General features: G+C 46.4%; 12 protein-coding genes. 2 read left to right on the top strand and 10 right to left on the bottom strand.

The genetic code is table 11. The features are described from left to right. Nucleotides 1–71: 71 nt before the first annotated feature. From MASE_RS01880 to MASE_RS01845, 8 genes are all read right to left on the bottom strand, one after another. Nucleotides 72–464: a hypothetical protein gene (locus MASE_RS01880; RefSeq protein ID WP_014948066.1), complete on the bottom strand. Its 393-nt coding sequence runs from the start codon at nt 462–464 to the stop codon at nt 72–74. Nucleotides 465–623: 159 nt separating this feature from the next. Continuing rightward, nucleotides 624–2,033: a TolC family protein gene (locus MASE_RS01875; RefSeq protein WP_014948065.1), complete on the bottom strand. Its 1,410-nt coding sequence runs from the start codon at nt 2,031–2,033 to the stop codon at nt 624–626. Between the two features lie 4 nt (nt 2,034–2,037). Then, nucleotides 2,038–4,008, bottom strand: a complete 1,971-nt coding sequence (locus MASE_RS01870) for a MacB family efflux pump subunit (RefSeq protein WP_014948064.1) — start codon at nt 4,006–4,008, stop codon at nt 2,038–2,040. Between the two features lies 1 nt (nt 4,009). Then, nucleotides 4,010–5,188: an efflux RND transporter periplasmic adaptor subunit gene (locus tag MASE_RS01865; protein ID WP_232362799.1), complete on the bottom strand. Its 1,179-nt coding sequence runs from the start codon at nt 5,186–5,188 to the stop codon at nt 4,010–4,012. A 172-nt stretch (nt 5,189–5,360) separates the two neighbouring features. Then, nucleotides 5,361–5,825: a tRNA (uridine(34)/cytosine(34)/5-carboxymethylaminomethyluridine(34)-2'-O)-methyltransferase TrmL gene (gene trmL, locus MASE_RS01860; RefSeq protein ID WP_014948062.1), complete on the bottom strand. Its 465-nt coding sequence runs from the start codon at nt 5,823–5,825 to the stop codon at nt 5,361–5,363. A gap of 152 nt (nt 5,826–5,977) precedes the next feature. Continuing rightward, entirely contained in the window at nt 5,978–6,955 is a 978-nt protein-coding gene (locus MASE_RS01855) for an alpha/beta fold hydrolase (protein WP_014948061.1), read from the bottom strand. Nucleotides 6,956–7,019: 64 nt separating this feature from the next. Then, the gene (locus MASE_RS01850; RefSeq protein WP_014948060.1) at nt 7,020–8,381 is read right to left on the bottom strand and encodes an ATP-binding protein; all 1,362 of its coding nucleotides are present in this window, start codon (nt 8,379–8,381) and stop codon (nt 7,020–7,022) included. After that, a complete protein-coding gene (locus tag MASE_RS01845; RefSeq protein ID WP_039225152.1) occupies nt 8,381–9,094 on the bottom strand; it encodes a response regulator transcription factor in 714 nt (237 codons plus the stop codon). The genes MASE_RS01850 and MASE_RS01845 overlap by 1 nt, the downstream gene beginning before the upstream one ends. A 256-nt stretch (nt 9,095–9,350) precedes the next feature. Between MASE_RS01845 and MASE_RS01840 the strand changes: the two genes are divergently transcribed. Then, the gene (locus tag MASE_RS01840; protein ID WP_014948058.1) at nt 9,351–10,232 is read left to right on the top strand and encodes a Spy/CpxP family protein refolding chaperone; all 882 of its coding nucleotides are present in this window, start codon (nt 9,351–9,353) and stop codon (nt 10,230–10,232) included. A 54-nt stretch (nt 10,233–10,286) separates the two neighbouring features. Here the strand turns inward: MASE_RS01840 and MASE_RS01835 are convergent, their stop codons facing one another. Both MASE_RS01835 and MASE_RS01830 read right to left on the bottom strand, forming a co-directional pair. Beyond that, nucleotides 10,287–11,540: a flagellar assembly protein T N-terminal domain-containing protein gene (locus MASE_RS01835; RefSeq protein ID WP_014948057.1), complete on the bottom strand. Its 1,254-nt coding sequence runs from the start codon at nt 11,538–11,540 to the stop codon at nt 10,287–10,289. A 5-nt stretch (nt 11,541–11,545) separates the two neighbouring features. Next, on the bottom strand, nt 11,546–12,295 hold the full coding sequence (locus tag MASE_RS01830) for a flagellar basal body L-ring protein FlgH (protein ID WP_014948056.1): 750 nt from the start codon (nt 12,293–12,295) through the stop codon (nt 11,546–11,548). A 161-nt stretch (nt 12,296–12,456) separates the two neighbouring features. On the opposite strand from MASE_RS01830, the gene MASE_RS01825 reads away from it, so the two are divergent. Continuing rightward, nucleotides 12,457–13,413, top strand: coding sequence for a hypothetical protein (locus tag MASE_RS01825; protein WP_014948055.1), 957 nt, complete (start codon nt 12,457–12,459; stop codon nt 13,411–13,413). Nucleotides 13,414–13,422: the final 9 nt, after the last annotated feature.

The following is a 13,422-nucleotide window of genomic DNA, read 5'->3' as shown; positions in this document are numbered from 1 at the left end:
GCTTAGTAGCAAAAACCATCAGCCTCTTAACGCCCCACTATTCCTATCTTTTCCAGCTTATCAACCTGAACTTAGCGGCCTTCTCTTACCACGATCACTTTAGCGTTGTCGTGATATCTAGCGTGACTGCGCTTATGGTGTTTCACTTTTTTCACCTTTTTGTAGGGTGAATCGACAACCACATAGCGATTCCCATGCTTGCGATAGTAATGATTATTAGCAACGTAATAACGATGATTGTCGATAACCTCTACCCTATGCGCACCTGGCAAGACGTTAACGTACAGGCCAATTTCAGGAACGCTTATGGCTACGTCAATAATCGGACGAGCAGGTTGCGTAATAATAGTGACCCTTTCATTCGCCCCTCTATTCGAGTGAGAATGATGACCTGAATGGGCGCTTGCTTGCCCCGCAATCATTAAGCAAACGCCGGTGATAATACTCAGGGTAATACGTTTCATAATGCTTCTCCAAACTCATTCTTGCATGTTCACAGGCTATATTAATGAGTGAAGCTGAACGAAACCTGACTCAGACAGGCTTTATACCAATCCTTACAAAACGCACAAAAAAGCCCTGTTCACAGGGCTTTCGTATTGCTGCTTGAGAAAATCTAAATGCTATGACGAAGTGATGTCGGCGCCTGCGCTTTCTCTGTAGGTGGCAATGACAGAAGAGAGTACGGCTTGATAGCTACTGATTACAGATTGCCTAGCCGAGAAAAAGCTACGTTGAGCATTAAGCAAATTCAGAAAGTCAGTGTCACCGGCTTTGTAGCGAATATCCGCAAGACGATAAAGCTGCTGATTGTTCTCGAGCGAGGCTAACGCGTAGCGGTAGTTTTGTTGATTGAATACCAAGTTAGTTTGGCTATTTAACAACGCTTCTATCGCGCTAAGCACCGTCTGTTGATACTGTAATATTGCTAAATCCACATCGGTTTTCGCCGCATTTTCTGCAGCTTCTAATCTACCGCCATCGAACAGGGTTGCTGCTGAGCTTATTGCAGCACTCAAGGTCCACCCTTGCGCTAAGTCCAGTAAATCACTCACACCAATATCTGCACTTAAGCTCATGCCTGGAAGACCTGCCACTGACGCTTCGTAAAACGCTAAATCAGCCTGCTTAAATTGCGCTATAGCTAACTGAACATCTGGACGCTGCTTCAATACCTCAGCGCTTAATATAGGTGCCACTTCGGGCAGTGAAAAATCGGTTAGCGAAAGGGAAAGCAGCGCTTTTTGTTCAAGCGTATTAAATTGCATAGATTCATTACCTAACAATACCGCTAATGCCCGCTCATTAAGCGTTAAACTATTGCTCAGTCGCAGCACCTCCGACTGAGCACTGATCAATGTATTGCGCTGCTGGGAAACCTCAATACCTGAGGTATCCCCCTCTTCAAAGCGAATTTGAACTAGGTTTAGCAGCGCTTCGCTAATCTCTACGTTTTGCATCGCAATAGACAGCCGCGACTGCAGTGAAATCTGCTCAAGAAGGGTATTTATAAACAACGCCTGAGTGTCTAACAGCGCATCGGTAAACTGATACTGTGCAGTATCGATACCTAACTGACGACTGCGCTGCTGAGCATCTCGTGTACCCCATATGTCCGCGTCATAACTCAATCCCAGTCCACCTGAAGTAGAGTGGCTTGAACGGCCACTATCTAGGTCTCTTCCACTGCGTCCAGATGTCCTCGCCGTTATAGTCGGAACGTCACCTGCGTTAGCTTGTGCTAAGAGAAATTGCGCTCGTTTCACCCTCTGCTCGGCTTGATTAAGGGTTAAATTTTGGCTTTCAAGCTTCTTCATAACGGGCGCAAGTTCAGCCACCTCGAACACCTTCCACCATGATGTTGTTATTTGACTAGTCGCGTCCACAGACTTCGCTTTTTGTAGCGCCTGCGTGTCAGTTTCGGGCAACGTTGTAGAAGGTGAATAAGCGCAGCTTGCGGTCAGCACGATACAAGAGAACGCGCACAGTAATGAACGAGCGGCAAGAGGCACAGAAAAACAAAAAGAATGCATGGCGTTACTCCTCTGCCAACGCGTCAATGGGATTAAGCTTTGATGCTTTTTGAGCAGGGGCATAACCAAAAATGAGCCCTACAGCGAGAGATGTGACAAAAGCCAAAACGGGCGGCATTAGCGTGTAGGCGACAGGCACACTGAATGAAGCAACGATAAGGACAACAAAATAGCCCAGAAGAATGCCGAAGATACCACCCAAGATACACACTACCCATGCCTCGATATTGAACTGGCGCAAGATATCGCGAGGTTTTGCGCCTGTGGCGATGCGTAGTCCAATCTCCCTCTTACGCTCAGATACGTTGACCAGCATGATATTCATTACACCGATACCGCCAACAAACAAAGATATGGCAGCAACAGACGCCAAGAGCCAAGTTAACGTGTCTTGCGTTTCCGTGACCGCCTCTACCAGTGACTCTGTGGTACGCACCATCACGTCTTCTTGTCCGTGACGTTCTACCAACAGTGCCAGCACATCATCTTTTACCTGAGTGGCTACTTCGGTACTTTCTGCCTTTATGGTAATGCTGCTTAAGTAATCCCGACCAAATACCTTCAAACGGCCAGTTGTAACCGGAATGAGCACTTCGTCATCCATATCGTTACCACCTGCACTGGCGCCCTTAGAATGAAGTACACCTACGACCTGATAGAAGGCATTTTGCATCAAGATGTACTCGCCTACTGCCCGATATTTATCTTCAAACAGGGTCTCTGCTACCGTATCTCCAATTACCACCACAGGTGCATAATTTGTTACGTCTTCATCGCTGAAAAACACGCCCTGCGCCATTTCCCAGTCTTTAGCATGAAAGTAGTCAGGTGTGGTGCCTGTAATACGTCCTGAAAAATCATTTTCGCTGTATCGGATGGTTGCCCTTGCACTTCTTTCCGGCGCGACATAAGCCACACCCGGAACACTTTTCAATGCAGTGGCATCTGCTAATGTCAGCGATGCAATATCTCCGGATGAGCGCATGTTTCGTCCACCCGGCCTAATCGAAATCAGGTTCGTGCCAATGGTTTCAATGCGCTCTAGTACCTGCTGTTTACCTCCCTCACCGATGGCCATCATGGTCACCACTGCCGCTACTCCAATAATAATTCCCAAGAGTGTGAGCAAGGTTCTAAACCAATTCATTCTAAGGGCAGTGAACGCCATAGATAGGGCTGAAAAAAGTGAGATACTTGGAAAAGGTTTGATTGCCGGTACCGGCGTGGGCTCTTGAGAATGTACGTGCTGCACTGAAGCCGCATTCTTTTCAACTGATTCACTTGTGCTAGGCGCAGCGGTTTTGGTATCTGTTACAATTTTCCCATCAAGTAAGTGTATTTGCCTGTCGGCATGTTCAGCAACTGCACTATCGTGGGTGATAAGAATAATAGTCACCCCTTCTGCGTGTAGCTCGCGAAGCAATGCCAGTAACTGCTCTCCGCTGGCCGAGTCAAGCGCCCCGGTGGGCTCGTCGGCTAATATTACTTCTGCACCATTAATTAAGGCTCGCGCTACCGAGACACGCTGTTGTTGGCCACCTGAAAGCTCTCCGGGTTTGTGCTCTTTTCTGCTTGAAAGGCCAAGTTTATCAAGCAGTTGTTGCGCTTTTTGAGTGCGATCTTCGCTAGACGTACCGCTGTATATTGCTGGCAGTGCCACGTTTTCAGTCGCATTTAGCGACGACAGTAGCTGATAGCGTTGGAAAACAAACCCGAACGTTTTCAAGCGAAGGGCAGAGAGTTGATCGGGGTTTAGCGAGGATACTGACTGTCCGTGGATACGGTACACCCCTTCTGAAGGGGTGTCTAAACATCCTAGGATATTCATCAAGGTCGACTTTCCTGACCCGGATTGCCCCATAATGGCGACAAATTCTCCCTTATCGATTGATAAGGAAACGTTATCCAATGCGGTGACTTCAAACCCTTCTGTTTTGTAGCGACGTGATACGCCATTAAGCTGTATTAACGACATATTAGAATCCGTCACGGCGGCGCGGTGGGCCTGATGGCGGCTGTCCACCCGGCACTCTGCGCATGCCCGCGGCCGGCATTGCGGTGCCGTCTGCTAGACCCACAACCACTTCATCACCTTCTGATAGGCCTTCTATAATTTGAATATGGGTTCTATTTTTTATGCCTACTTTTACTGGCGTGCGAACCACCTCATCGCCCTGTTTAAGCATCACGAATTGATTGCGAGCTCGTCCTTTTACTGCCGCTAACGGCACAGAAAGCGCGCCTTTCACCTGCTCTTGCACAAAGAACACTTGGGTAGTCATGGCGTCCATTAACGTGCGATCAGGATTCTCAACATCGATTAGCACTTGGTATAGCACTACGTCATTAAGTACTGTGGGTGTTGGTAGCACTTGACGAACGGTAGAGTGGTAGAAGGTTTTGTTATCGCCCAAGGTAGAGAAATAGACTGGCATGCCGCGCTTTATTTTCTGCACATCGGCTTCAGACACTTCTGCGCGTAGGGTCATTACTGATAAGTCGGAAATTTGAAGCAACACGGGGGCGTTTTGATTGGCATTCAGGGTTTGCCCCTCACGCACCGGTAAGGTGGCTACAGTCCCGGATATTGGCGCAAATATCTTTGCAAACCCGAGCTTAGTAATATCCCCTTCCAGCGAGGCTTCGTCGGCTTTAATCTGTGCGATGCTCGCCGTGATCTTGGTATCGATAACTTTAAGATTTGTATCGCTGCTTACGACTACATCTTGGCTGACTGCATTTTGCTTAAACAAATTTTGATTGCGTTGCGCTCTCACTTCGGCGAGTTCTCGCTCTGCCCGCAGCTGAGCCAGCTGTGCTTTTTTGCTGTCCAGCGCCGCTTGAGAATTCTGTACTTGTGTTTCAAATACACGGGCATCGATCTCTACCAGCAAATCGCCTTCTTTAACAATATCCCCCTCTTCTACGTGAATATTGTCTACCTGACCTGAAACCTGCGCGCCTACCTCTACGTAGCGCTTGGGCTCAAGCTGACCTGTAGACACCAAATTTAATTCGATGTCTCGTATCTTTGCATCTTGAAAGAGATATTCGGTATTTGTCTGAGGTGAGTATAGCCATGCATAAACAGCATAAGCGGGCACAAACACAATAATTGCAATGAGCAGTACTTTAATGGGTAGAGGGAGTTTCAAAGCATTCGATCCATAAAAAAAACTGAATGCAATATAGCGAATGTAAAGATTCGCCACGAGAGACAATCTTTACATTTACGCTATCTTTACAGACATTTTTAAAGGCTGAATAAGCTTTTGATTTAAATGGTTAAAAGAGCTTTTAGCAAAACAGTAAGCGTTAGAGAAAGTACTAACGAGCACCCTCGTAACCAAACTGACGCCAGCTTTCATACACAAATACCGATACTGCATTAGACAAGTTCATACTACGACTGTCTGGCAACATAGGGATGCGAACACGCTGCTCTGGGGGAAGCGATTGAATATAGTCGTCTGGTAAACCTCGGGTTTCCGGTCCGAAAATTAACGCATCGCCTTTTTCATAAGACACATCGCTGTGAAACGCTTTGCCTTTCGTTGTGCAAGCGAATACCCGTTTTGGCTTAGCATCATTCAGGTAAGCGTCTAAATTGGCGTGGCGCTTTACGTGAGCAAACTCATGATAATCTAAACCTGCGCGTCGAACGCGTTTATCGTCCCATTCAAAGCCCAAGGGCTCGATTAAGTGCAACATAAAGCCACTGTTTGCGCATAAGCGGATGATGTTTCCCGTATTTGGCGGGATCTCTGGCTGATAGAGTACGATATCGAGCATGCTTTTTTAAATTACCTTCACAGTTAACAACTCGTTTATTTTATACCGAAACGCCATTCTTCATCACCCTTGCACACACTTTTATTACCTGTGAAATAGAAAGCGCTGCTCTTAAGTATGATTACCTAACTAAATGTTAGCTTTGGCTGCACTTATGTAGACGAGTCTTCTGTCAAAAAGTCGAGAATACGCGCCACAGAGCGCTCGCGAATGTCGTCAGACTCGGTGAATAGCTCATGGTAAGCGCGGGGCACTATTTCCAGTTTTGCATTTGGCATAAGCTGAGCCACGCGGCGCTGACGGTTATTATCAATAATCGCGTCATCGTCTGCACTTAATATAAGCGAGGGCGTTGTAATAGCGCGTGCGCTACTTTCAATTTTGTTCATAGCCTGATGTGCCGCTGCCAACCACTCTGTAGTCACGCCACCAAGCTGAATATCCTGTTCTTCGTCATACAGCTCACGAAACAGGGCATAGCGGGTTTTGCTGTGGGTGAGCTTATTAAGTGAAAAAGGAAACGCGATATACGGGGTTTGACCAAAAAAGTACCCCGCATCTTTCTTTTTCATCCTGTTTACCGCAAGGCCTGTGCGAATTAAGCCATTCGCCAACCAATTGGGCAGAGCGGGTTTAATGCCAAACATGGGTGAAGCTAAAACGGCTTTTGAAAACAAATTCGGAAGACGCAGCAGCGTGAGTGCACCAATGGCGCCCCCCATCGAATGGCATACCAGCTGTAACGGGCCTTGCTGCAGTGGCTTTACAATAGTTTCTACGAACATAACGAAGTCATCAACGTAGTCGTCAAAATCGGCAACATAACCATGCTGAGGGTCACGGGTCATCCTGTCTGACAAACCTTGGCCTCTGTGATCTAAGATGAATACGGCGAAACCATTTTGATAGAGATCGTAAATGAACTCTTTGTACTTTAAATAAGATTCGATTCGACCAGAGCATATTACAATGGTAGCTCGCGGCGATTCTGGGATACAGTGCGCAAAGCGTACCTTGATATTGTCTTTCCCAGAGAAGTGGCCCTGAGTAACACTGTTTTGCCAGAAGGGATTGATATACGTGGCAAAAGTGCTGGCTAAGTTATTTTCAGACGTGAACGTCCAGTTCATAAATACCCTATTACAGTCAAATTGCGCTCTTTGTTAGGCTACGGAGTGCTATCAACGTTTCCAATCATAACTTCGGAAATGACATAGTAACTCGTAGCCCACCGCGCTCAGCAGGTTCAGCGATTATGCGTCCATGATGCAACTCAACTGCCGCTTTTGCAATGGATAAGCCCAAGCCTACGCCTCCTGACTCGCGCTCTCTGGCAAGAGTTGCTCTGTAAAACGGTGAAAATATACGCTCACATTCCTCAATGGTTAACCCGTCGCCGTCATCTGTAATGTGAATACACCAATGCTGCGCATCTTCGCTAAACGCAATATGCGTGACGAGTTTGCTATGACGTATGGCATTGCGAAGAACATTCTCGACAGCGCGACAAAACATCATGCTGTCAATGACTACCGTCTTTTTGGGTATATCGTCAATTTTTAACTGCTTGTTTTTGTTTGCCACTTCAAAGTTAGCGTCGGTAAGCACATCGTTGAGTACTAAAGACAAAGCGTGTTTTTGCATGTTGGCTTCGCCAGCTTCAGCACGACTAAGAGTAAGTAATTGGCTTACCAGCGCTTCCATACGATCAGCCTCCCGCTCAACACGAGATAACGTGGCAGGGTCTACATTTTGCTGATGGGCAAGACCTAGCGCCATTTGCAGTCGCGCTAGGGGTGAACGAAGTTCGTGAGACACATCGGCCAATAATCGCTTTTGTGCGCCCCACATTGATTCGAGCTGTTCAGCCATTTTATTGAAATCGCGCGCCAGCTGACCTAACTCATCCTGACGCTTGGCAGCCTTGCCCACCCGCGTTTGCCAGTCGCCGCTTGCTAAACGTTTTGCTGAACCCTGAATGTGCAAAATAGGGTTGGTCAGCGTTTTAGCAAATAGCCAGCTCAAAAGCGTGGTAGTAATAAGTGCAATCGCCAAAAACAGTAGAACCGGAGGAGTTTGCTTTTCGGGCATATCTAGCTTTACCGCAAAAAGCGCAAAGCGTGAATTGTCTCGCTCGAAGAAAACCGGGCCGAGAATTTTGAATGCGCCGCGCTTTACTGCAATCGGGGAGGTTTGATTTACCAAACGCAGTAAATCTTCTTTATCGTTGTCACGAAGCGGAGGGCCTCCACCTGAAATAAGGCGGTTGTCGCGAATATCTACCGCAACCAGTCGACCTCTCACGCCACGTGAATTGCGATCTAGCGTCTCATGTAACGGTAGGTCCTGAAAGCGCCCACGCTGCATCCGCTCAATGGCTTGATTTAAATCTTCTACTTCGCGAGGCTTTATTTGCACAACTTGAAGGTCTTCAAAAAAGAGGCGACTTCCCCAAATGGCCAAAAGCGATGTAACAATGAACGTTGCCCAAAACCACAGAAACAAGCGGCCCATGATGGCCCGCGTTGGGCTGATGCTGCGTAACAGTTTTACCATTAATGGCTTCCAACAATTAACATGTACCCTACTCCGCGGATGGTTTTTATTTTTTCATCTACGGCTACTGCACTGATTTTCTTTCGCAGATTGCTAACATGCATATCAATGCTTCTGTCAAAAGCTTGCAGTGGCTTGCCGAGTATCTTTAAGCTTATTTCTTCTTTCGTTACCCGCTGAGCGGCATTTAGCATTAGTAAGCGCAAAATTAAAAACTCAGTTGTGGTTAGCGTTAATTCCACATCGTCTACTTTAGCGAGCTGGCTGCTTGGGCTTAAAAAGATGCCATTCACAAATAAATCTTGTTCCACCGCTCCTCCCGTTGAGGAAAGATTATGACGACGCACAATCGCTTTTATTCGCGCCACCAGCTCACGATGGTTAAACGGTTTCGGTAAATAATCATCGGCGCCCATTTCCAGACCTAAAATGCGGTCGTAATCATCGCCTCTTGCTGTCAACATAAGTACAGGCGTGCTATGGCTGACACGAAGTTTTTTCAACACATCGAAGCCATCCATCTTTGGCATCATCACATCCAATAAAATAAGATCGTAATGTCGTCCAGATACAGCTTCAGATAACCCTTCTTCGCCGTCGTTACGCACTTGCACTTGATATCCCATACTCGACAGGTACGTGGAGAGCATTTCAGTTAGCTCAAGGTCATCATCAATAACAAGGATAGACTGCAAATGAAAATCTGAACTCATGGTATTAAACTCTTTAACGGTTGGAACTGCTGACCTTTGATTCATGAAAGTGCCTGTAATTTTTATAAACTTCAACCTACGCTTGTGGTGAGTCTTGTCTAAATTAAACGAAAAACACTGACAAACGCATACTATATCTTTTCAGACCTTTACAATTACAAAACGGCATCACCTTTACAGAAGCTTTACAGTGTGTTGACTGCTTTTTGTATTTATCACGCTAGGATTAACGTGTCCGAACAAAAAGGAGACGACAATGAAAAAGTTATTAATTGCTAGTGCAACTGTAGCGGCGATTAGCTTAGGTGGACTTGCGTTGGCTCAGCCAGCAGGCCCTGGTATGCGTCACCACGAACCGGTTAAAGAAATTGTTAAACACCTTCGCGGTTTAAGCTTAAGTGACTCACAACGCGAAGAGATAAAAACACTCATAAGCGCATTTAAAGACGCTAACCCTCGACCTGAAAATCACGATAGTGAGAAGCCAAGTTTCGATTTTGAAACTGCTTCTGAGGCACAAATCAGCACCTTTATACAAACTCAACTTGAAGAGCGTGAGTCGAAACACTTTGCGCTTGCGCAACTACGCCACAATATTTTTAACGTGCTAAGTGAAGAGCAGCGAGCGAAAGTCTTGGCACGCGAAGAAAGTAGAGATCAAAAAAGAGCGGCGAAAGGCGATAAGCGACGCAACGCGTCTGACGAGCAAAAGTCACAATTTGCAAAACGTATGGATGATGAAGGCAAAGGCAAAAAATTCCGTGGTCACGGTAAAGGTGAAAGAGGCGACAGAGATCACCAGCGGAATGGCACGCCGTTTAAAGGCATTGACCTGACCGATGATCAGCTGGCAAATCTTGCTGAACTTCGTGAATCATTCAAGGGTACATCCAAAGCCAATAGAGAAACGTTGCGAAGCTTTAAGGATGCCCAGCGCGATCTGATTAGAAGCTCGTCTTTCTCACAAGACTCTTGGAACGCTCTTGTTGCCCAGTACAAAGACGACCTTGTCAGTGCTGGTGTTGAAAAGGCCAAACAGCGCCAGGCCATGTTTGCAGTACTAACGCCTGAACAGCAAGCTGAGTTAAAAGCGCAGCGCGAAGAAGGTCGAAAGCTACGTGACTTACTGCGTTCTTAGTATTCAGTAACACCCTAACCCACCGTAAAAAGTGCTGGCCTTGGCCAGCCTTTTTTATGGCTGGCTTCCAACCTGCTGACTTTCTTTTAGCCTACGTTTCGCCGAGAGAGTTAACGGCGTGACAAAATCACCAATATGTACGCTATCACTACCTGGCTCCGCTTTGAGTAAACTGACGTCATCAGAAACTTCGAACACCTGCAAAGTCAAAGTCTTCGTTGAAAACAGTCCCGGCTTTCTTGATAAGCCCAATGCAGGCAGCGCCCGTTGCTTAACCAATGAAAACTCATCGCCCACGGCTAACCCACTATTTTTACCCAGATCTATAGCAATGTAGTCAGGCGAGATATCAATGACCTGCGCATAAGTCGTTTCGCACTGAAGTGCCGAGTGAATGTCAGTAATAGCAGCGTGTACCGTATTGAGGACCATGCGGCCAAAATCACTGCGCCACAACAAGCTGTTGCTCATATCCACCGAATAATGTTGAGAAAAGGGCCAATCGGCCTCGCTGTGATAGCTATCATTAAAAATCACCTTGGCTTTGAAAGTGTCGAGCACGTAAACCTGAACGGTAAAATTCCGGCGAAGCGCAACACCATCAGTTTCAAATACCGAGGTAGCCTGCGACACCTGTTCGAAAAGAGAAATGTCCTTTACAAACCCGAATACCACAAACTGCTGCCCATATTCACTTCGCAGAAAGGTCGACATAGCCGTTAAATCAATGTCTGACAAACTGGAGGTTAACCAGGTGTTAGCGTTAATAAGAGAAACAGGAATCTGGCTTACATCTCCACTTTGATAAAGACCGTTGAGTTGCTGAGCAAATCGTTGAGACACGTGGCTGCCAAATGAATAGAGCATGCCAGTAGCGGCCTGTTGGGGTGATGTTAAAGGAAATTCTGTCACTAAAATACGATGGGCTAGTCCGTTGTTAGTGCAATTGAACAGAGGCGTAATGTTTACATTCACCACCACTGTAAGCGCGTCTTCTTTGAGTGTTTCGCTTATGATCTCTACTCTTTGAACTCTGCCCTGAGAACGAATTTCGGCTTTGCTGGAAAGGAGTAGCCCGTCTACCGTGATATCCTGCGCGGAAATGGTACTGCCACTGCGAAAAGCCGCATCAGCAATAGCATTTTGTATGGCGCTGGTTCTCACGTCGCTAAGTTCTGCGCCAGCGAGTGCCATTGTAGCTTCACCCTGTACCCATTGAGCCCATGCGTGCTGAGTAACCAAAGAAGGAAGTAGTACCAGCAAAGCAGTAAGACTGATGCGTAAGCTTGGCAAAATAGTGCCTTTCATCGCGCTTATCCAAATATTGAAAACAGCTTGCCAATCACCGTTCGCTGCTGATTATCTTGCAGCTCACCCGTACCGCTATACTCAATTAACGCGTTGCCGACTTTTGAAGACAATACGGTATTACTTTCATCCACATCTTTTTTTCTGACCTCTCCTGAAAAGCGAATGTATTCTTTTCCTCTGTTCATCGTTATCCACTTTTCACCCGTTACCAGTAAATTCCCTGCCGGCGTTATTCCCGTAACATACACGGTAATGCTGCCACTCATCGAATTTGACTGCTTAGTTTTAGCAGAGCTGGCGAACTCACTGTCCTGTTCGTGCTCCACCTCAACGTCATCTTCGTCAATTCGAATTCCCCCCACTTTTAGTGTGACGGGAGACAAATCAAAGGATGTGTTTTTATCTGTATTAAAATCGAGCGACTTCTCCGACTGCGTCTGTTCTTCAAGCTTAACTAGAATCATATCACCCACTTTGAAGCTTGCGTGGCGTTCATAAAGCCCTACAGAGTGCTCAGGATTAAATAGCGACCCCGTGGGTACATGCAAGGTCGACGTTGGCTCCATCCTAGGGGGTGAGTAACGGGGATCGCCAGGCGACGGCTCTTCCTCAACAGGCTTTACAGCTCGTTGCGACACATTTGGGTTGGTAGGGCTACTTTGAACAACCTGTTCTTCGTCAGTGAGTGTTTGGGCACAACCACCAAGTGTAAAGATTGCGATTAGTGTGTGTATATGGCATCGAACTTTCATGACATTGCTCAGTATTAGTTTTTATGCAGTGTGTAAATTAAGTGCCATCCATGACCTAACAGGAGCAAGTGTAAACGAACAAATTAAAAGAAATCTCGCTCACTTGACTTATTTGCAAAACCTTTACAAATCAAATATATGCCTGCGGGTAAGGGGATGTTATGGCCTTAGAAAACACAACAACTAACACTGCTGAAAATGGCGTCAGCGCACTACTTTCAAAATTTGGTTTACATACTGCTGACATTGAAAATAAATCGTCAAATTCAACAGAAGTAGCCAATGAAGCGGCAACCAGCGGCCAGTCTTTGCCGTCTTTGTTCGCATCGTTACTCGCAATAGAGAATCAACCGAATGAAGCTGATGCAATCGACAGCAAAATATCAGGCGAAGCTAATCTCTCAACACAATCTAATATACTTACCGGCACAGCCAGCGATGTTCAAGGCGCATTATCTTTGCTTTCTGGTACGAGTAGCGTCAATGGGGTTTTATCGGATGATGCAATTGCCACCATGCAAGGCACGCTGTTAAATGCATTGCAAAACAATGTATTTCAATCGCTAGTTACCAACAATGATACGTCCGTAAATGCTACTACTAGCGTTCTGGGAAATGGTGATAGCAACACGGCCGCCAATAATCAAAGTGATACGACTCCAACACTCTTCGATAATTTGTATTCCGGCGCTTTCGGAGACGATGGGCTTGATCTTAAAGACGGATTTGATGCGTTAAACATTGCAAATCACCTACCCATAGTTTCGGATATTTATGAAGCAACCACGTCAAATCACACGGCCGCGGCAGCAAGCTTGGCGGGAAGTTTTTTATATGGCGGAATAGGCGGATTAATGTATAACGCTATCGATTTGACCGTAGAGAATGTGACAGGTCAAAGTATTTCAAACAATATGTGGTCGATGGGGCAGTCTTTACTCGCGTCAGTTTTTAGCAATCCAAGCATCGACAGTAAGGTAAGTGCTAACATTTCAGGTGCGCCACAAACGCATGCGAGTGATGCCACCGCATCTATTCAGACTGATGATATAACCGCCGGAATAACCAACAAGGCAGCAGATGCTGCCTACCAGTTCGTTCAACGAGGTTTCAATTAACCTAAAGAC

The sequence above is a fragment of the Alteromonas macleodii ATCC 27126 genome (assembly GCF_000172635.2).
Lineage (GTDB): Bacteria > Pseudomonadota > Gammaproteobacteria > Enterobacterales > Alteromonadaceae > Alteromonas > Alteromonas macleodii.
Note: the sequence above shows the minus strand (reverse complement) of the source record. Positions and strands in the feature narration are given on the sequence as shown.